The sequence below is a fragment of the Micrococcus sp. EWR3.9.1 genome, from assembly GCF_052615555.1.
Genome location: NZ_JBQXFD010000010.1, coordinates 74,626 through 94,561 on the forward strand (window position 1 = coordinate 74,626; position 19,936 = coordinate 94,561).

14 protein-coding genes, 1 tRNA gene and 1 other RNA gene are annotated in these 19,936 nt (G+C 73.8%); 9 read left to right on the forward strand and 7 right to left on the reverse strand.

Features of this window, described 5'->3' with window-relative positions:
• Positions 1-145: 145 nt before the first annotated feature.
• Positions 146-1,564 (forward strand): L-serine ammonia-lyase, encoded by a 1,419-nt coding sequence (locus tag ACUJ8O_RS07850; protein WP_095347320.1) that lies wholly within the window; start codon positions 146-148, stop codon positions 1,562-1,564.
• A gap of 107 nt (positions 1,565-1,671) precedes the next feature.
• Positions 1,672-2,769, forward strand: a complete 1,098-nt coding sequence (locus ACUJ8O_RS07855) for a YihY/virulence factor BrkB family protein (RefSeq protein WP_230277930.1) — start codon at positions 1,672-1,674, stop codon at positions 2,767-2,769.
• A 93-nt stretch (positions 2,770-2,862) separates the two neighbouring features.
• Here the strand turns inward: ACUJ8O_RS07855 and ACUJ8O_RS07860 are convergent, their stop codons facing one another.
• Positions 2,863-3,870, reverse strand: a complete 1,008-nt coding sequence (locus ACUJ8O_RS07860) for a thermonuclease family protein (protein ID WP_036315459.1) — start codon at positions 3,868-3,870, stop codon at positions 2,863-2,865.
• A gap of 150 nt (positions 3,871-4,020) precedes the next feature.
• Complete coding sequence (locus ACUJ8O_RS07865; protein WP_036315456.1) at positions 4,021-4,953, reverse strand: TspO/MBR family protein; 933 nt, start codon at positions 4,951-4,953, stop codon at positions 4,021-4,023.
• Between the two features lie 114 nt (positions 4,954-5,067).
• Between ACUJ8O_RS07865 and ACUJ8O_RS07870 the strand changes: the two genes are divergently transcribed.
• Both ACUJ8O_RS07870 and poxB read left to right on the forward strand, forming a co-directional pair.
• Positions 5,068-5,964, forward strand: coding sequence for a haloacid dehalogenase (locus ACUJ8O_RS07870; protein WP_170748228.1), 897 nt, complete (start codon positions 5,068-5,070; stop codon positions 5,962-5,964).
• Between the two features lie 129 nt (positions 5,965-6,093).
• On the forward strand, positions 6,094-7,809 hold the full coding sequence (poxB, locus tag ACUJ8O_RS07875) for a ubiquinone-dependent pyruvate dehydrogenase (protein ID WP_170748229.1): 1,716 nt from the start codon (positions 6,094-6,096) through the stop codon (positions 7,807-7,809).
• Positions 7,810-7,896: 87 nt separating this feature from the next.
• Here poxB and ACUJ8O_RS07880 read toward each other — a convergent pair whose 3' ends face one another.
• Together ACUJ8O_RS07880 and ACUJ8O_RS07885 are read right to left on the reverse strand one after the other, a co-directional pair.
• Positions 7,897-9,459, reverse strand: coding sequence for an alanine/glycine:cation symporter family protein (locus ACUJ8O_RS07880; RefSeq protein WP_036341201.1), 1,563 nt, complete (start codon positions 9,457-9,459; stop codon positions 7,897-7,899).
• A 218-nt stretch (positions 9,460-9,677) separates the two neighbouring features.
• Positions 9,678-9,763, reverse strand: a tRNA-Ser gene (locus ACUJ8O_RS07885).
• Positions 9,764-9,918: 155 nt separating this feature from the next.
• On the opposite strand from ACUJ8O_RS07885, the gene ffs reads away from it, so the two are divergent.
• Positions 9,919-10,015: signal recognition particle sRNA small type (gene ffs, locus ACUJ8O_RS07890), an RNA gene on the forward strand.
• Positions 10,016-10,031: 16 nt separating this feature from the next.
• Positions 10,032-11,018 (forward strand): tRNA glutamyl-Q(34) synthetase GluQRS, encoded by a 987-nt coding sequence (gene gluQRS / locus ACUJ8O_RS07895; protein WP_152744291.1) that lies wholly within the window; start codon positions 10,032-10,034, stop codon positions 11,016-11,018.
• 39 nt (positions 11,019-11,057) lie between these two features.
• Here the strand turns inward: gluQRS and ACUJ8O_RS07900 are convergent, their stop codons facing one another.
• Positions 11,058-11,723 (reverse strand): malonic semialdehyde reductase, encoded by a 666-nt coding sequence (locus ACUJ8O_RS07900; protein ID WP_049146682.1) that lies wholly within the window; start codon positions 11,721-11,723, stop codon positions 11,058-11,060.
• A gap of 78 nt (positions 11,724-11,801) precedes the next feature.
• On the opposite strand from ACUJ8O_RS07900, the gene ACUJ8O_RS07905 reads away from it, so the two are divergent.
• Together ACUJ8O_RS07905 and recR are read left to right on the forward strand one after the other, a co-directional pair.
• The gene (locus ACUJ8O_RS07905; protein ID WP_445373292.1) at positions 11,802-15,230 is read left to right on the forward strand and encodes a DNA polymerase III subunit gamma and tau; all 3,429 of its coding nucleotides are present in this window, start codon (positions 11,802-11,804) and stop codon (positions 15,228-15,230) included.
• 115 nt (positions 15,231-15,345) lie between these two features.
• Complete coding sequence (recR, locus tag ACUJ8O_RS07910; RefSeq protein WP_095347649.1) at positions 15,346-15,945, forward strand: recombination mediator RecR; 600 nt, start codon at positions 15,346-15,348, stop codon at positions 15,943-15,945.
• A gap of 43 nt (positions 15,946-15,988) precedes the next feature.
• Here the strand turns inward: recR and ACUJ8O_RS07915 are convergent, their stop codons facing one another.
• Both ACUJ8O_RS07915 and ACUJ8O_RS07920 read right to left on the reverse strand, forming a co-directional pair.
• Positions 15,989-17,245 carry an ABC transporter permease gene (locus ACUJ8O_RS07915; protein WP_095347648.1) on the reverse strand — a complete coding sequence of 419 codons (1,257 nt, stop codon included), beginning with the start codon at positions 17,243-17,245 and terminating at the stop codon, positions 15,989-15,991.
• Positions 17,242-18,255 carry an ABC transporter ATP-binding protein gene (locus ACUJ8O_RS07920; RefSeq protein WP_036315428.1) on the reverse strand — a complete coding sequence of 338 codons (1,014 nt, stop codon included), beginning with the start codon at positions 18,253-18,255 and terminating at the stop codon, positions 17,242-17,244. Before ACUJ8O_RS07920 ends, ACUJ8O_RS07915 begins: the two co-directional genes overlap by 4 nt.
• A gap of 228 nt (positions 18,256-18,483) precedes the next feature.
• Here ACUJ8O_RS07920 and ACUJ8O_RS07925 point away from each other — a divergent pair, with 228 nt between their 5' ends.
• Entirely contained in the window at positions 18,484-19,770 is a 1,287-nt protein-coding gene (locus ACUJ8O_RS07925) for an aspartate kinase (protein WP_095347647.1), read from the forward strand.
• Positions 19,771-19,936 lie beyond the last annotated feature (166 nt).

Genomic DNA, 19,936 nt, shown 5'->3' on the forward strand with positions numbered 1-19,936 from the left:
GAGAGCACCGCGGACCACGACCCGCGACCCCATGGCCTGCCGGGCCCCGTGCCCCTAGTCTGGTCTGCACCGGATCACCCGGCTCCGCGCGTCCGGCCCCCACCCCCGGCCACCGCGCGTCCCGCTCGCACCCTAGGAGCACTGCATGGCGCTCAGCGTCCTCGACCTGTTCTCGATCGGCATCGGCCCGTCCTCGTCCCACACCGTGGGGCCCATGCGCGCTGCCCGCCGCTTCACGGACAGCATGGGCCAGCACGGCGTCCTCGAGCGCACGGCCCGCGTGCACGCCGAGCTGTTCGGCTCGCTGGCGGCCACCGGCGTGGGCCACGGCTCGGACACCGCGGTGCTGCTCGGCCTGGCCGGCCAGGACCCCGAGACCATCGACCCGGACGCCTGCACCGGGCTCGTGGAGGAGATCGTCACGGGCGGTCGGCTGCCCCTGGACGGGCGCCACGAGATCGCCTTCGACCGGCAGGGCGACCTGACGCTGCACATGCGCGAGTCCCTGCCCGGGCATCCGAACGGCATGCGTCTGACCGCCTACGACGACGCCGGCGAACAGCTTCACACCCGCGACTACTACTCCGTGGGCGGCGGCTTCGTGGTCACCTCGGACGAGCTCGAGGCCGAGTTGGACGCCACCAAGGACGTCAACCGCACCGACGACGGCGACACCGGCGAACCGTACCCCTTCTCCACGGGCGCCGAGCTCGCCGCCCGCTGTCACGAGGCGGGCCTGAGCATCGCGGAGCTCATGCTCGCCAACGAGGCCACCCGCCACGACCTCGACGAGCTGCGCACCCAGCTGCTGGCCATCTGGGCCGTCATGGAGGAATGCGTCCACAACGGCGTGTCCCGCACCGAGCCGATCCTGCCCGGCGGACTGAAGGTCCGCCGTCGGGCCCCCGCGCTGCGGGAGCACCTGCTCCAGACCACCGACCGCACCGACCCCATGTGGGCCATGGAGTGGGTCAACCTCTTCGCGCTCGCGGTGAACGAGGAGAACGCCTCGGGCGGGCGCATCGTCACCGCGCCCACGAACGGCGCCGCGGGCATCATCCCGGCCGTCATGCTCTACTACATGCGCTTCGTGCTCCCCGAGGGCGCCACGCAGCAGGAGCGGGACGACAAGGTGGTCGAGTTCCTGCTCACCGCGGCGGCGATCGGCATCCTGTACAAGCGCAACGCCTCCATCTCCGGCGCCGAGGTCGGCTGCCAGGGCGAGGTCGGCTCCGCCTGCTCCATGGCGGCGGGCGCCCTGTGCGCCGTGCTCGGCGGCACCGTGGACCAGGTGGAGAACGCGGCCGAGATCGGGATCGAGCACAACCTCGGGCTGACGTGCGACCCCGTGGGCGGCCTCGTCCAGGTGCCGTGCATCGAACGCAACGCGATCGCGTCGGTGAAGGCCATCAACGCGGCCCGGCTGGCGCTGCTGGGGGACGGCTCGCACCGGGTGACCCTGGACCAGGCCATCACGACCATGCGCGACACCGGCGCGGACATGAAGTCCAAGTACAAGGAGACCTCGCGCGGCGGCCTGGCCGTGAACGTCATCGAGTGCTGATCGCCCGGGTCCGCGGCCCAGCGCCGCTCCGGTCGGGACGGACGGGGCACCCGTCCGCTACCGTGGGGCCCGACCCGCACCCTGCCCCCGAGCGCGAGAGGACCGACGTGGCCATTCATCCTGTGGACGCGACCCTGGAGGCCGCGAAGATCGATCCCGACCAGCGTGCCGAGAGGCTCAAGGGCGTGAAGCTCGACGGCGCCGGCTGGAAGTACGCGCTCACACGCGCGCTCAAGGAGTTCGGCAACGACGGCGGCACCGACCTGGCCGCGAAGCTCACCTACTACCTGGTGCTCTCGCTGGCTCCTTCCCTGCTGGCCGTGTTCTCCATCCTGTCCCTCGTGCTCGCCTCCAACCGCGGGGCCATCGACGATCTGCTGGGGGAGCTGACCGGCCTGGTCCCGAGCGACTACCAGCCGCTCGTCACGAACCTGGTGACCACCATGAGCGACTCGGCCGGCTCAGGCGGCGGGATCATCGCCCTCATCATCGGCATCGCGACCGCCCTGTGGTCCGCCTCCGCGTACGTGAAGGCGTTCAACCGCTCGGCCAACACGGTGTACGGCTACGAGGAGGGCCGCGGCCTGGTGAAGCTGACGCTGACCAACCTGCTCACCACGCTCATCCTGATCGTGGGCATCGTGGTCGTGCTGCTCTCGCTGGCGCTGAACCGCTCGCTCGTGGACGGCTTCCTCCAGCCGATCGCCGGGCCGCTCGGCATGACCGGCGTGGTGAACTTCCTCTCGGACACGTTCCTGCCGGTGTGGGCGTGGGCGAAGTGGCCTGTCGTCGTCGTGATCCTGCTGGTGCTGATCGCGACCCTGTACTACACCACCCCGAACGTCCAGAAGCCGCGCTTCCACCTCTTCGGCCCCGGCAACATCGTGGCGCTGGTGGGCATGGTGCTGGCCGCGGTGGCCCTGTCCGTGTACTTCACGCAGTTCGCCGGCTACTCGGCGTACGGTGCGATCGGCACGGTCATGGCGCTGCTGTTCGCCCTGTGGATCTTCAACATCGTGCTGCTGCTCGGCCTGGAGGTCGACGCCGAGGTGGAGCGTGCCCGCCAGCTCGAGGCCGGCCTGCCCGCCGAGGTTCGGGTGCAGCTGCCCCCGAAGGACGTGGCCGGGGTGGAGAAGCGCGTTGAGAAGCAGACGACTTTGGAGGAGCGCGGCTACGAGCTGCGAGCGGTCCACGAGGGCCGCTGACCGCACCCGGCGCGGCGCCGAGCACACGTTCGGCACGGACGACGACGGCCGCTCACCTGGCGAGGTGGGCGGCCGTCGTCGTGCGCGGGGCCCTCAGCGCCGGGCCGCGCGGTAGCCGCCCGCCTGCGCCGCGGAGGCGGAGGCGTAGCAGTGGCGCGCGTTGGTCTTGCCGTAGTGCTGCTGACCGGGCATGTGGTAGATGCCCGAGTTGTCGTTGGCCTTGACCGGGTGGGAGTCCGGGCACACGGAGTCGGCTCCGCTCACCGGCCCCGCGTCGCCGGCCGCGGGGGCCGCCTCCGGGGCGGGGGCCGGGGCCGCCTCCGGGATGGGCTCGGCCGCGGTGCCGCACTCCCCGGAGAACCTGCCGACGCCGTTCGCCCGGGCCTGCTCCCACGCCGCCTCGACCTCGGGCAGGAAACGGTCGTTGCCGTCGAAGACCGCCGGCTCGCCGTAGCCCAGGCGGGCCATCTCGGCGTTGAGCAGGACGCCCTCGGCGTACACGCCGGCGAGGAGGCGGTCGTAGCGGTCGTAGAGCCGGCGATCGTACCGCAGCACCACCGTGTCGCCGGGGCTGATCATCGACTTCAGCGCCGCCGTCGCCTCCGGTCCCATGCACTCGACCGGCTTCGAGGGGTGGTGGGTCTCGGGGGTGTCGATGTTGAGCAGGCGCACCCGCGTGGACACCTCGCCGAGGGTCACGCGGAGCGTGTCGCCGTCCGAGATCGACTCGACCGTGACCACGTCTCCCTCGACGTCGGCCGGGGCGGCGGGCGCCGCCGGCTCGGCACTGCGGGAGCCTTCAGCAGTACGCGACTCCTCCGCGGCACGTGCGGCACGCGACTGCGCAGCCTCGATCGAGGACGACGCCGCGGCGCGCGAGCTCTGCGCGGCGGAGGAGGCGGCCAGCGACGACGCAGCGGCACGGCTCGTCGCAGCCGCGTCGACGGACGGGGTGGGCGTCGTCGGCATCGTGCTGACCGACGCGGAGGTGTCGGCATCGCTCTCCGGGGTGACGCCGTCGTCGGTGGCGGTGCAGCCGGTGAGCAGGAGCAGAGACAGTGCGGCCGCGGGGAGCGCCGCGCGCAGACGGGCAAGGGGCACGAGGATCCTGGAGGGGAAGGGACGGGGACATGACGAAGGCCCCGCCGTGAGGCGGGGCCTTCGGATCACCACATCATCGCAGGTGGGAGGCACAGGTGTTGCCGCACGTCACGACAGCATCGGTCCCCGTTCCGTCAATGACGACGGGGGTCAGCGGCGGCCGTCGATGGGGTCGCCGCCGCCGTCGAGGGCGTCGAGGACGAGGTCGCGGGCCTCGCCCGTCGCGGACCGGCGGGAGAGCAGCAGCGCGGCCAGCCAGCACAGCAGGACGATCGCGGCGCCGCCCCACGCCAGGAGGGCGAGGCTGCCCGAGAGCAGCCCCGTGCCGTCCGCGCGGCCGACGCCGATCCACACCAGACCCCACGCGAGCGCGAACGCCGGAGCCGGGCGGCCGCCGTTGTACACGGCCGTGAACGCGCCGATCAGCACGGCCACCACGAGCATCACCTTCGCCCAGAGGGACGACTGCCCCGGATCGCCGACGACGCCGGTCGAGGCCAGCCACGCGGCCAGGTTCGCCACGGCGGCGATCGAGACCCAGCCCAGATGCAGGCCCTGCACCCCATCCAGGAGGATCCGCTCCCCCCAGCTGTGCGCACGGACGGATTCGAGGAGCACCAGGATCCACGCCAGGCACGCCAGCAGCAGCGCGATCACCACGACGCTCAGCCCCAGCAGCCCGGCCTGCACCGTCCAGATCCACGCGGCGTTGAGCAGCACCGAGACCAGGATCCACGGTCGCAGGCGGTCGTGACGGGCGGACTGGCCCGAGGGGAGGAACTGCCACACGGCGTAGGCGAACAGGCCCGCGTAGATCACGGACCAGATGCCGAACGCGGGGGTCGCCGGGGACACCCAGGTGGCGTCCGGGCCGAGCCAGCCGCCCGCGGCCTCGGCCACGGGGGTCAGGCCGCCGACGACGCCGGAGCCCAGGAACGCGGCCACGATCGCGAGGATCACGACCACGAGCATGGCCACCCGGCCGCCCGTCGAGGACAGCCCCGTCCCCGAGCTGGGGACGCGCGCCGCGGCGTCGGGGCCGAAGGGGCTGCGGGACGGGCCGAGGTCGGTGGCGGTGCTCATGGGTGCTCCCGTGGGGTGATCGTCGGGGGTGCGCCCCGGGCGGGGCGGGTCTCAGGGTCAGCGTAGCCGCCGGGCCCATCGCGGGCACGGGCCACCGCGGCCTAGGGTGGGGGCATGCGCACTCCCTCCCCGATCGGACTCCTGCTGGACGTGGACGGCCCCGTGGCCTCCACCGAGACCCGGACCGTGCCGGAGGGGATCATCGACGTGCTCGTCCGCCTCGCGCGGCGCGGGGTGCCGGTCGGCTTCAACACGGGCCGCTCCACGGACTTCCTCCTGCACAGCGTGATCGCCCCGCTGCGCGACGCGGGCCTCCCGGACGACGCCCCCTTCCACGCGGTCTGTGAGAAGGGCGCCGTGTGGTTCCCGTTCTCCGCGGTGCCCTCCGGGGACCTGCCCGACGTCACCGTGGACGGCACCGCCCCGGACTGGCTCCGCACCGACCCGGACATGGCCATCGACGCGGACACCCGTGACGCGATCTGGGCCCTCAACGATGAGCGCGCCGGGGACCTGCAGTTCACGGACCACACCAAGCTGGCCATGGTCTCCCTCGAGAAGACAGTGGGCGCGGACCAGACGGAGTACGAGCGGGTGCGCGACGACGTCGCCGCGGGCGTCGAGGGCCTGCTCGCCGAGCGCGGACTCGCCGAGGAGGTGCGCGTGGCCCCTTCGGTGATCTCGGTGGACGTCGAGCACCGCTCCTCCGGCAAGGACCTGGGCGTCGAGCGCTGCTTCGACCTGCTGGCGGAGGCGGGCACCCCGGTGCCCGAACGCTGGCTCACCGCGGGCGACTCGCGCAGCGACTACGCCATGGCCGACCGGCTGCACGAGCGTGGACTCACCGTGGAGCACATGGACGTGCGCCCCGCCGACGGCGTCCCCGAGAAGCCCTACGGCGTGGTGACGGCGGCGATCCTCGCCGAACGCGGCATCGGCGACGCCGAGGACGTCCACGAGCGGGCGGGCGAGTCCCTGCTGCGCTGGGTCGAGCGCGACCTGCTGCGCTGACCAGGTCGGACGCCACCTGCGGGCGGCCGCCCCTCCCCGGGCCGGGACCTCGACCCCTAGCGTGGAAGGCAATGCGGCGCCCCTGCCGAACCGGCCCGGGCGCCTCCCGACCAGAGAAGAGGTTCCACCGTGGCCACTGTCGCCCAGAACATCGTCGAGACCCTCCACGCCTCGGGCGTGCGCCGCATGTACGGCGTGCCCGGGGACTCCCTCAACGGGCTGACCGAGGCCCTGCGCTCCCACGGCGGCATCCAGTGGGTGCACACCCGGCACGAGGAGACCGCGGCCTTCGCCGCCTCCGCCGAGTCCCAGCTCACGGATGAGCTCGCGGTTTGCGTGGGCTCGTGCGGTCCGGGCAACCTCCACCTGATCAACGGCCTGTTCGACGCGCAGCGCTCCCGCACTCCGGTGCTCGCGATCGCCGCGCACATCCCGTCGGAGGAGATCGGCTCGGGCTACTTCCAGGAGACCCACCCACAGGACCTGTTCCGCGAGTGCTCCGTCTACGTGGAGCACGTCTCCTCGGCGGACCAGATGCCCCGCATGCTGCGCACCGCGATGCGGGCCGCCGTCGAGCAGCGGGGCGTGGCCGTGCTCGTGATCCCGGGCGACGTGGCCCTCACCGAGCTCTCCGCGGAGCCCGAGGTGATCCGTCACACGCCGTCCCGCGTCATCCCGGCCGACTCCGTGCTGCGCGAGGCCGCCGAGGCCCTGGACTCGTCCAAGCGGATCACCATCCTGGCCGGCGCGGGTGCTGCCGGCGCCCACGACGAGGTCGTGGCCCTGGCGGAGCGCCTGCAGGCCCCGATCGTCCACGCTCTGCGCGGCAAGGACCGGATCGAGTACGACAACCCGTATGACGTCGGCTTGACCGGCCTGCTCGGCTTCGCCTCCGGCTACCACGCGCTCAAGGAGGCCGAGGCGCTGCTGATCCTCGGCTCCTCCCTGCCGTACCGGCAGTTCTACCCCGAGGACGCCACGGTCATCCAGGTGGACGTGCGCGGCGAGCAGATCGGCCGGCGGGTGGCCGTGGACGTGCCGCTCGTGGGCGGTGTCACGGAGACGGCCCAGGCCCTGCTGCCGCTGCTGCGCGGGAACTCGTCGTCGGCGTTCCTGGACAAGGCGCTCAAGCACTACGCCAAGACCCGCAAGGACCTCGACCAGCTGGCCACCCCGGGCCGCGGACGCGTGCACCCGCAGTACGTGGCCCGCCTCCTCGACGAGCTGGCCGACGACGACGTGGTGTTCCTGCCCGACGTCGGCTCCCCGGTGGTCTGGGCCTCCCGGTACCTGACGATGAACGGGCGCCGCCGGATCATCGGCTCCCTGTCCCACGGCTCCATGGCCAACGCGGTCACGCAGGCGGTCGGCGCCCAGGCGGTCGACCCTGCCCGCCAGGTGGTGGCGATGGCCGGCGACGGCGGGTTGGCCATGATGCTCGGCGAGCTGCTGTCGTTCGTGCAGAACGACCTGCCCGTGAAGACGCTCGTGTTCGACAACGACTCGCTGAACTTCGTGGAGCTCGAGATGATGGCCGCCGGGTTCGTCCCCTTCGGGACGGACCTGCAGAACCCGGACTTCGCGGCGATCGCGGAGGCAGCCGGCATCAAGGGCTTCCGCGCGGACCACACGACGGACCTGCCTGCGGTGATGCGCGAGTTCCTCGCCCACGACGGGCCTGCGCTGCTGGTGGTCAAGACCGAGCGTCAGGAGCTGACGATCCCGCCGAGCATCGAGTTCGAGCAGGCCAAGGGCTTCGCGCTCTACGCCATGCGCACCGTCCTCGACGGCAAGGGCACCAAGCTGCTCGACCTCGCGAAGGCGAACCTGCGCCAGCTGTTCTGACCTGCCGCGCACGACGACGGCCCGGACGCTGGCGGCGTCCGGGCCGTCGTCGTGGTGGGGCGGGGAGGGCCCAGCCCCGCCGGCCCGTCAGGCGCGGTGGGCGCCGCCCTCGGTGACGATCGGGTGCTCGGCCGTGCCGGCGACGCCCTGGGTGATCAGGCCGTCGGCGCGGTGCTCCCAGAAGTCCGCGTTGCGGATGCCGAGCGGGCGCGGGTCGAACTGCGGGTCGAGACCCTGGCGCTTCTGTGCGCGGTAGTCCTTGAGGGCCTTGAGGGCCGGGCCCTGCAGCACGAGGATGCCGAGGATGTTCAGCCAGGCCATGGAGCCCACGCCGATGTCGCCGAGGCCCCAGGCCGCACCCGTGGTGGCGACGGCGCCGTAGGCCACGGACACGAGGATCAGGGCCTGCAGGAAGCGCAGCACGACGCGGCGGACCATGCCGTTGCGCAGGTTGCGCGTGAGGAACACGAGGTTGACCTCGGCCATGTAGTAGTACGCCACGATCGTGGTGAAGGCGAAGAACGCGAGCGCCACGGCCACGAACGTGGGGCCGAAGCCGGTGAACATGGCGTCGAAGCCGGTCTGGACGAAGGCCGGGCCCTCCGAGGCCGTCGGGGCGACGATGCCCTCGAACAGCAGGCCGGAGCCGGACTCGTCCGAGTACACCCGGTAGGCGCCCGTGGAGATGATGATGAACGCGGTGGCCGAGCAGACGAAGAGCGTGTCGATGTAGACGGCGAATGCCTGCACGAAGCCCTGCTTGGCCGGGTGTGAGACCTCGGCGGCCGCGGCGGCGTGCGGGCCCGTGCCCTGACCGGCCTCGTTGGAGTAGATGCCGCGCTTCACGCCCCACTGGATGGCGAGACCGAGGATCGCGCCGAACACGGCGTGCACGCCGAACGCGCTGGCGAAGATGGAGCCGAAGACCTCGGGGATCTGGTCGAAGTTCAGGAACAGCACGATCAGCGCGAGGATGATGTACAGCGCGGCCATCACGGGCACCACGTAGACGGCGAACGTCGCGATGCGCTTCACGCCGCCCAGGACGATGAAGGCCAGCAGGATGACCATGGCCAGGGCCACGACCCAGGCGGGCACGGCCCACGCCTCGCCCACGGCCGCGGCCACGCCGTTGGCCTGCACGCCCGGCAGGAAGTAGCTGGTGGCGAAGACGGTGACGACGGCGAACAGGATGGCGTACACCTTGAACGCGGGGGCGGCGGCCGTGTGCTTGTAGGCCTTCTCGAAGTAGTACGCCGGGCCGCCGCGGTACTCGCCGGTGTCCGGGTCGCGCTCCTTGTAGATCTGGCCGAGCGTGGACTCGATGAAGGACGTGGCGGCGCCGAGCAGGGCCATGACCCACATCCAGAACACGGCGCCGGGGCCGCCGAACGCGATGGCCGTGGCGACGCCGCCGATGTTGCCCATGCCGACGCGGCCGGCGAGCGACATCATGAGGGACTGGAGGGACGAGGTGCCGTCCGCGGAGTCCTGGCCCTCGCGGAGCTGCTTCACCATGTCCGGGATGTTCACGAACTGCAGGAACATGGTCCGGACGGTGAAGTAGAGGCCGACGATCAGGCAGAGCCAGATCAGGGCCGGGGACCAGATGACGTTGTTCACGGTGGTGATGAGATCTGCGAAGGACATGGGGTCTCCAGATCGGGGTGGGGATGGCCGGTGCGGTGCGAGTTCCGAGCGGCGGCCGCCGGCGGTCCCGGGCGACTGGGGAGAAGGATACGCGCAAATGTGACCCGCGTCTCGCATCCAGCGGGGCGGATGAGGAGTCCGGGCGCGCCCTCCCCCGTCGACAGCGGTCCCCGACATGCGAAAAGCCCCGGAACCACTGGGGTCCCGGGGCTTGTCCGCGGAGGATGGGGGATTTGAACCCCCGAGGGCTGTTAACCCAACACGCGTTCCAGGCGTGCGCCATAGGCCGCTAGGCGAATCCTCCTTGGTGCGCCCTCATGCGGCGGACCGCGCGAGGGCAGGCTCCATCATAACCAGATCGTCCTGGACCGCGCCAATCCCCCGCGGGAGGCGCGGGCCCGGCCCGGGGCTCGCCGCGGCCCGAATCGCCGCTCCCGCCGCCGCCCTGGTAGAGTCGTCGGCGGCCCCTCACGTGGTGTCATCTCGCTGAACTCCCCCAGGACCGGAAGGTAGCAAGGGTAGGTGGGCTCTGGCAGGTGCGTGAGGGGTCTTCACTCTCCCCAGGAGATCCCATGCCCGCCGGACGCTACGCCCCCTCCCCCACGGGAAGCCTGCACCTGGGCAACCTGCGCACCGCGCTCGTCGCGTGGCTCGCGGCGCGCGCCACGGACCGCTCCTTCCTGATGCGGGTCGAGGACCTGGACCGCGTCCGCTCCGGGGCCGAGGCCGGCCAGCGGGCGGACCTGGCCGCCGTCGGGTTGGACTGGGACGCCGAGCCGGTGCGCCAGTCCGAGCGCACCGCCCTGTACGACGCCGCCGTGGCCGCCCTGCGAGCCGCGCACGGCGCGGACGCGGTCTACGAGTGCTTCTGCTCGCGCAAGGACATCGCCGAGGCGACGTCGGCCCCGCACCCGAGGCCCGACGACGGCGCCCCCGCCTCCGGCGGCACCGTGCCGCTGCGTCCGCCCGGCTTCTATCCGGGCACCTGCCGCGGCCTGACCGAGGCCGAGCGGGCCGAGCGACGGCGGGTGCGCCCCGCCGCCCTGCGGATCGACGTGGCGAAGGTCGCGGGCCTGCCGGCGGGCGAGATCCCGCGCGCCACCGCCGTGGACGTGCTGCACGGCGAGGTCACGGGCCTGGTCGACGACCTGGTGCTGCGCCGGAACGACGGGGCGTACGCGTACAACCTGGCCGTCGTCGTGGACGACCTGGCGCAGGGCGTGGACCAGGTGGTCCGCGGCGACGACCTGCTCGACTCGGCCCCGCGCCAGCGCTGGCTGGCCGAGGCGCTGTGCGCCGCGCGCGGGGAGCCGACGCCCGCGGTGGAGTACCTGCACGTGCCGCTCGTGCTGAACACGGAGGGGCGGCGGCTGGCCAAGCGGGACGGCGCCGTGACCCTCAAGGACCTCGCCGCGCAGGACCCGGCGTGGACCCCCGAGCGGGTGCGGGACCGGCTGCTGGAGTCCCTCGGCCTGCCCGCGGGACCGCTGGCGGCCGCCGTGCCCGCGTTCGACCCGGCCGCCCTGCCGCGTGTTCCGTGGGTGTTCACCGGGCTCTGAGCGGGCCGGCGCCCTGGTCCGCCGCAGGCCCGGCCCCGGTCAGAGGACCTGGGCGGCCTGGTCGAAGTCGAGGCGGCCCTGGCGGGGCTGCTGCGCCTTCTCGTCGTCTGCGGCGGCGTGGCCCACGTTGATCACCAGGAGGGACTTCCAGGCACGGTCCGCATGGAACTCGGCGTCCACGGCGGCGGCGTCGAACCCGGCCATGGGGCCGACCTCGAGCCCGTGGGCGCGCAAGGCCACGAGCAGGTAGCCCACCTGGATGAGCGCGTTCGTGCGGCCCATCCCCTCGCGCATGCCCGGCTTGCCCTCGGCATCCTCCTCGAAGCCCTCCCGGAACGGGGCGAGGTGGCCCATGTGGCGGTGCCAGTCGAGGTCGTAGGAGGCGATCAGCGTGAGCGGGGCGCGCTCCGTCTTCTCCCGGTTGAACTCGATCATCAGCGGAGCCAGGCGGGCGCGGGCCTCGGGGCTGTCCACGACGTCGAGCCGCAGCGGCTGGTTGTTCATGGCGGTCGGCGCCCAGCGGAGGTCCGCGTAGGCCCGCTCGATCAGCGCGAGGTCGACGGGCTCGTCCGAGAAGAGCTGCGTCGTGTGGCGGTCCGCGAAGAGGCGGTCGATCTCGGCCTGACTCAGCGGTCCCGCGTCCGGGGCCGGCTGCGTGGGGTGGATCGTGTCCTCGGCGTCGGTGTGCATGTGCGTGGTGGTCATGGGCCAGGGAACGGGCCGGTGGGTGGGCGCATTCCCCGGCTCCCTTAGCCCGTCCGCCCGCCGGATAGGCTTTCGAGGGTGAGCACCGCCCTGTATCGCCGCTACCGCCCGGACCGTTTCGAGGACGTGATCGGGCAGGACCATGTCACGGTCCCGCTGCGCACCGCACTGGCGAAGGACCGCGTGAACCACGCCTACCTCTTCTCCGGCCCGCGCGGCTGCGGCAAGACCACGTCCGCCCGCATCCTCGCGCGCTGCCTGAACTGCGCCCAGGGCCCCACGCCCACCCCGTGCGGCGAGTGTGACTCGTGCCGGGACCTGGCCACCGGCGGGCCGGGCTCGCTGGACGTGCTCGAGATCGACGCGGCCTCGCACGGCGGCGTGGAGGACGCCCGCGGCCTGCGCGAGCGGGCCACGTTCGCCCCGGTCCGGGACCGCTACAAGATCCTCATCATCGACGAGGCGCACATGGTCACGGCGGCGGGCTTCAACGCGCTGCTGAAGATCGTGGAGGAGCCGCCGGAGCACCTGAAGTTCATCTTCGCCACCACGGAGCCGGAGAAGGTCATCGGGACCATCCGCTCCCGCACCCACCACTACCCGTTCCGGCTCGTGCCGCCGGAGCCGCTCATCGCCTACCTCGAGCAGCTGTGCGCGGAGGAGGGCGTGTCCGTGGAGAAGGGCGTGCTGCCGCTGGTGGTGCGCGCCGGCACGGGCTCGGTGCGTGACACGCTCTCCGTGCTGGACCAGCTGATCGCGGGCGCCCAGGAGGGCCAGGTCTCGTACGAGCTCGCGGTGAGCCTGCTCGGCTTCACCCCGGAGGCGCTGCTGGACGACGTGATCGACGCCGTCGCCGCCGACGACACGCCCACGGTGTTCCGCGTGGTGGACCGCGTGGTGCAGTCCGGCCAGGACCCGCGCCGCTTCGTCGAGGACCTGCTGGACCGCTTCCGCGACCTCGTGATCGCGCGCGCCCTGCCGGAGGAGGCCGGGGCGATCCTGCACGGCATGCCGGAGGACCAGGTGCGGCGTCTCTCGGCGCAGGCCGCGCAGCTCTCCCGCGCGGAGCTCTCCCGCCTCGCGGACATCACCAACCTCGCGCTGACGGACATGGTGGGTGCCACGAGTCCCCGCCTGCACCTCGAGCTGCTCATGGCGCGCCTGTTGCTGCCCGCCTCGGACGAGACGCACCGCGGCCTGGCCGCCCGCCTCGAGGCCCTCGAACGGCGCCTCGAACTCGGTGGCGCCGCGCCCGTCGAGGACGGCACCCCGGAGGGCACGACGACGCCGGCCCGGTCCGGCACGCCCGCCGCGGACGGCGGCGGGTCGGCCGGGAACGCGGACGGCTCCGGCCCTCTGACCGGTGCCGCGCTCGCCCGGGCCGCCATGCGGCGGACGGAGGAGCCCGCGTCGACGGCGCCGACCGCCCCGCCGGAGCGCTGGGCACCGCCCGCCCAGCCCGCCGCGGCCGAGGCGCCGGAGGGGGACGCAGCCGCCGGGACCACGAGGTCCGAGCGTCCGCAGCAGCCGCCGCAGCCCGGACGACCCGAACCGGCCGAGGCCGGGGCCCGTGCCGAGGGCGCGCGTCGCCCGGAGGTCGGGAGCCGCCCCGAGCCCGAGGGCCGGCCCCAGGCCCAGGACAGCACCGGTGCCGCGCCGTCGAGCCCCGCTCCCGCCCCGGCGGCGAGCCAGGTGGAGATGATCCGCCGGGCCTGGCCGGACATCCTCTCGGCCCTCGAGGACGCCTCTCGGCTGGTGTGGATGCTGGTGAAGGACAACGCGAGCGTCGCGGGCTACGACGGCTCGTTGCTGACGATCGGCTTCCAGCAGGACGGGCCCCGCCAGTCGCTGCTCGGCCGGGGCGGTGACCGCGTGCTCGGCGAGGCCGTCCACCAGGTGCTCGGCATCCGCCCGCGGCTCGATCTGATCCTCGGTGGGGACGCGCCGACCGGGGACGCCCGCGCACAGTCCGGCGCTCGCCCGGCCGGCCCGGCGCGGACGGACCGGCCTGAGCGTCCGGCCCCGCAGCAGGGCCGGTCCGACCGACCGACGGCGCAGCCGAACCGGCCCGCTCCGGCACCGGGGCAGGCCCCGCGCGAGCCGGAGTCCTCCCACCCCACCCCGCCGCGCTCCGCCGCACCCTCCACCGCGGAGGACGATCCGGCGCCGCCGGCAGCTCCGCCCCGGGCCACGCAGCAGCGTCAGACGCCGCAGCCGTCCCCCGCCTGGACGCCCGCGGCCCCCGCCACCTCCTGGGGGCCGACGCCGACGTCGTCGACGACGCCCGCCCCCGCCCCGCCGGCGGACGGCTGGGGCGGCCCGGACGAGGAGCCGCCCGCCTGGGAGGATGCTCCCCCGCCCGAGGAGGACCCGTGGGACTCGCTGCCCGCGTTCGACCCGGACGCGGAGCAGGACGACTCGGACGGCCCCGAGGGCTGGACCCCGCCGGCCCGCGACGCCGAGGAGCGGCCCGTCGGCGCCGCCGGCTGGGACGGCCCCGTGCCGTCGGTCGAGGACTGGGGGGCGCCGCCGCAGGCCGAACCGGCCCCCGGCGGCGCCGCGCCGGACGCCGGCCAGGACTCCCCGGTCCGGCCCGACGCCCCGACCCCCGGCGAGAGCGAGCCGAGCGCCGAGGAGGTCCGTCGGGCCTACGACCCGGGGCCGCTGGTCCGCGAGGAGGAGCACTCGATCCCCGTGTTCGCCCGTCCGGAGGCGGAGCTGCGCGCGGAGTTCGCGAAGCGCTTCGGCGCGACCCGTCCCGCCGGCTTCGACGACGGCGCGGGCGCGGCCGCGGACGGTGACTCCGCCCGGCCTGCCACGCCGTCGCCCGCCCCGGACGACGACGCAGCGGCCACGGAGCGACGCGATCTCCACCCGGCCGCCTCGGGCGCCGGCCCGTCCTCGGACGAGGAGCGGCGCCCCACGGGCTCGCCCACGGCCGACGCGACCCCTGACCCGGGCGTGCCCGCCGACGACGCGGACGCCGCGCCGCGCGCGGCTGCCGGCCCGACCGGTACGGACTTCCCGGGTTCGGGCCATCCGGCGAGCATGTACCCGCGGCTCATGGAGCGGCTGCGGGCCGGTGGGCCCCTCGAGCCTCCGGTGAACGCGGGCTCGAGCGGCGGCGGGACGGGCGGCGGCCCCGGCGCTCCCGGTGGCCCCGACCCGGACGCCTCGCCGGGCTCCCCCGCCGGGGGCCGGCCGAGCGCGGCCTCGCTCGGGGCGCGCCCCGCCGACGTCGAGCCCGCCGGGGGAGCCTCGGCGCCGCCGTCGTTGGACGCGCGGGCCGCGGCCATCCACGCCGCCCGCGAGGCCGCCCAGGGCCGCGGCCCGACCCGGCCCGCCGACACCGGCCCCGCCGCCCCGGCGACGTCCGGTGTGGGGTGGGAGGACGAGGTCGCCAGCGACGACGACGTCCCGCTCGAGGACTCGGGCCTCGTGGGCCGGGCCGTCGTCGAACGGGTGCTCGGCGGCCGTCTGCTCGAGGAACGCCCCAACGACGCCTGAGGCGAACGCGCCCGTACGCCGTCCGGGGCCGCGGGCATGATGGACGCGGCGCCGGACCACGGCGCCGCGTCGGGGCGCACGCCCCACGAGACGCACCATCGGACGAGGGAGACGGATGTACCAGGGCGCGGTGCAGGACCTGATCGACGAGCTCGGCCGCCTGCCGGGCATCGGGCCGAAGTCCGCCCAGCGCATCGCCTTCCACATGCTGGAGGCGGACCGGGAGGACATGCTGCGGCTCGCGGACGCCATCCGCACGGTCAAGGACAGGGTGCGGCTGTGCTCGGTCTGCTTCAACGTCTCCGAGGACGAGGTGTGCTCGCTCTGCCGGGATGAACGCCGGGACGGCTCCCAGATCTGCGTGGTCGAGGAGTCGCAGGACGTCATGGCCATGGAGCGCACCCGCGCCTTCCAGGGCCGGTACCACGTGCTCGGCGGGGCCATCAATCCGATCGCCGGCATCGGCCCCGAGCAGCTGCACGTCCGCGAGCTGCTCACCCGGCTGCAGGACGAGGCCGTGCAGGAGGTCATCCTCGCCACGGATCCCAACCTCGAGGGCGAGGCCACGGCCACCTACCTCGGCCGCCTCCTCGGCGCCACGGGCATCCGCGTCACGCGCCTGGCCTCCGGTCTGCCCGTCGGCGGGGACCTCGAGTACGCGGACGAGGTCACCCTCGGCCGTGCCTTCGAGGGACGTCGCCTGATCAGCGGCTGACACGGGCCGGCGTCGAGCGGGTCCTGCCCGACGCCGGCCCGGCTCAGGCCACGCGCGTGCCGGCGGGCAGCCGCCCGGCCGGGGTGTCCAGGCGACGGTGGCCCCACCAGCCCAGCCCGGCCACCAGCACACCCTGCATCGCCAGACCGAGCGGCCACACCGGCCAGGTGCCCTGCCGGTCCGGCACGCCGCTCTGGTCGAGACCGCGCAGCTCGCCGTCGAGGCACTCGACGTCCCGGACGGGGTCACGCTGGGTCCAGCGCAGCCCCACGGACAGCAGGTTGAGCGGCCCGGGATCCACCCGGGTACCGTCCGCGAGGAGCCCTGCCTCCCAGGGGGAAGCATCCGCGAGGACGGCGTAGGGGTTCGCCGCGAGCAGCCATCCGCTGCGCCGCGGGTCGGGGATCGTCCGGGTGGTCACCGGGCCGACGCACCGGTCGGCGATCCCGTCGACCAGCTCCGGGTGCGCCGCCTCCCACTCGGCCCAGGCCTGCTCCGCCTCCTCCGGGGTCATCTTCTCGAGCTCCGCGTCGGTGAACGGCTCCGCCGTCATGGAGCCGTACTCGGCGTCGTTGGCCCGCACCTCGGTCTGCAGGAACTGCAGGGACAGCCCGAAGGCCACCAGGGTGCCGATCGTCAGCGCCGCCACGATCAGGTACGTCACCACGACGGCGAACAGCGTGCGCCCGGCGATCGCCGAGACGGCCACGCCGATCCCCGCGATCATGCCGAACTCCACGAGGATCATCACGAGCCCCACCAGCACGGCCCACGGGGACACGCGCCCCACCACGGCCGCGACCGCCAGCCACGGCAGCGCGGCCGCGAGGAACGCGGCGGAGGCGATCCACGCGGCCAGCCACTTGCCCGCCATCAGGTGCCCGGTCCGCAGCAGGGTGACCTGGGTGATGGCCAGGGTGCCGCCGGCACGGTCGCCCGAGATCGCGTTGGCCGCCAGGGCGGGCGAGACCAGCAGCGAGAGGGTGAGGACGAAGAGCAGGACGCCGTCGAAGAGCGTCCGCCCCAGGGCGCGCATCTGCTGCTCCGCCAGCTCCGGCTCCAGGCCGGACGCCTCCATCTCCGCCACGCCCAGGCCGCGCAGCCCGAGGGCGCCGAGGGTCACCGCCCCCACCACCACGAAGAAGACGCCCAACAGCACGTACCAGCCACGCGAGCGCAGCCGCTGACGCAGTTCCATGCCCACCACGGTGGCCACGGCCTGGGCCGCGCCGAGGCGTCCCCCCGGCTGCGGCTGCGGCGGGCGGCGGTCGTGGATCGAGGTCGCGACGGCGGTGCTCACGGTCGGTCTCCTTCGGTGCGGGGGCCCTCCAGATGGAGGCCCAGGTAGGCGTTCTCGAGGCGGGAGCCCTCCGGGGCGAAGTGGCTGACGAGCACACCCTCGCGCACGAGGTCCGCGAGCAGCGCGGCCGCGGCGGCCTCCCCCCGCAGCTGCACCACGACCCCGTCCCGGCGCTGGCCCGCGCCGGCGCCGGTGGCCACGGTGACGGTCAGGCCGCGGGCCTCGAGGGCGCGGACGAGGGTGTCCCGGGCCGTCGGGTCGGGCCCGGCGATCCGGTAGGGGCGGGCGAGGTCGTCGGCGGCGCGGAACTCCTGGGTGGCCACCGTGGCGCCCTCACGGAGGAACACGGCGCGGTCGGACATCTCCTCGAGCTCGGCGAGCACGTGGGAGGAGACGAGCACGGCGGTGCCGGCTGCCGCCATGGCGCGCAGGTCGTCCCGCAGCCGGATGCGGGCGGCCGGGTCGAGGCCGTTGGCGGGTTCGTCCAGGAGCAGGACGGAGGGCCGGTGCACGGTGGCCCGAGCCAGGGACAGGCGCTGCTGCTGGCCGCGGGAGAGCACGCGGGCGGGCCGGTGGGCGAACTCCGTGAGTTCGACCCACTCGAGCTGCTCGTCCGCGCGCGCGGACGCCTCCGCCTTCCCCATGCCGTAGAGCCGTCCCAGGCTGGCGAGGATGTCGTGACAGGTCAGCTCCTCCCACACGCCCAGGGTGTCGGGCATCCAGCCGAGCCGCCGCCGGGCCTCGACGGGCTCGCGCACCGCGTCCACCCCGGCCATGGACACGGCGCCGGCGTCCGGGCGCAGCAGGGTGGCCAGGATCAGCAGAAGCGTGGTCTTGCCCGAGCCGTTCGGGCCGACGAGGGCCGTCACGGAGCCGGCGGGCACGGTGAGGGAGACGTCCCGCACCGCATGGACGGCGCCGAACGAGCGGGCGAGGCCGTGAGCCACGATCCCGTCGTGGGCGGCCACCCCCAGGACGGGTGAGGCGGGCAGGGGTGCTGGAGCGGTCATGGCCCCACCCTTGCCGCGCAGTGCACGGACGCGGATCCACCCGGGGGATGATCCCGGCGCCGATCCGAGCCCGACCGGGGTCGCAGGCGGGGCCGCGGGCGCCGTCGTCCTGGCCGGCCGCGGGCGCCGGGTCCAGCATCCGGAACAGGGGTTCACCTGGCGGACCCGCGCGGGTGCGCGCCCCTAGACTTGGCCCGAACCGACCCTCGATCCCGTCCGGAGCGACCCATGAGTCTCATCGTCCAGAAGTTCGGCGGCTCCTCCGTGGCCGACGCCGCCGGCATCCAGCGCGTGGCCCGCCGCGTCGCGGACACAGTCCGGGCCGGGAACCGCGTGTGCGTCGTGGTCTCGGCCATGGGCGACACCACGGACGAGCTGCTCGACCTCGCCGCCGAGCTCACGCAGGACGCGCCCGCGCGCGAGATGGACATCCTGCTCTCGGCCGGCGAGCGCATCTCCATGTCCCTGCTGGCGATGGCCATCCACGCCGAGGGCGTCGAGGCCCGCTCCTACACCGGCTCCCAGGCCGGCATGCTGACGGACACCTCGTACGGCCGGGCCCGGATCGTCAAGGTCAACCCCCACCGCGTGCAGGAGGCCCTCGACGCCGGCCGCGTGGCCATCGTGGCCGGGTTCCAGGGCATGAGCCCCGAGTCCAAGGACATCACCACCATGGGCCGCGGCGGCTCGGACACCACGGCCGTCGCCCTCGCCGCCGCGCTCGGCGCGGACGTGTGCGAGATCTACACGGACGTGGACGGCGTCTACTCTGCCGACCCGCGCGTCGTGCCGACCGCCCGCAAGCTCACCGAGCTCTCCTCCGAGGAGACCCTCGAGATGGCGGCCTCCGGATCCAAGGTGCTGCACCTGCGCTCCGTGGAGTACGCGCGCCGCTTCGGCGTGCCGCTGCACGTGCGCTCCTCCTTCTCCGACCATGAGGGCACCTGGATCATGCCCGACCCGAACGACACCATCACCCTTCAGGAAGGCGCTCCCATGGAACAGCCCATCGTCTCCGGCGTCGCCCACGACCGCTCCGAGGGCAAGGTCACGATCGTCGGCGTCCCCGACGTGCCCGGCAAGGCCGCCGAGATCTTCCGCGTGATCGCCGTGTCCAACGTGAACATCGACATGATCGTGCAGAACATCTCCCGCGAGGGCTCGGGCCGCACGGACATCTCCTTCACCCTGCCGATCGTGGAGGGCAAGGACGCCATGGCCGCCCTGCGCGCCGCCCAGGACCGGATCGGCTTCCAGGACATCGTCTCGGACCCGGAGATCGGCAAGCTCTCGCTGATCGGCGCGGGCATGCGCTCCAACCCGGGCGTCTCCGCCACCTTCTTCAAGGCGCTCGCCGACGCCGGCGTGAACGTGGACCTCATCTCCACCTCGGAGATCCGCATCTCCGTGGTCACCGCCGAGGACAAGCTCGACGACGCCGTCCGCGCCGTGCACGCCGCCTTCGGCCTCGACGCCGAGGAGGAGGCCACGGTCTACGGCGGCACCGGCCGCTGACGCCGCACCCTCCCCCGCCCACCGCCCGGGCGACTTTCGAACGTGAAATGGGGCGAATGGGCGCTGTCGAACGTGAGGTAGGGCCTATCCCACGTTCGAAAGCGAGGGGGCCGGGGTGCTTCCACCCTCCCCCACCCCGCACGACGCCGGCCCCGCACCTTCAGCG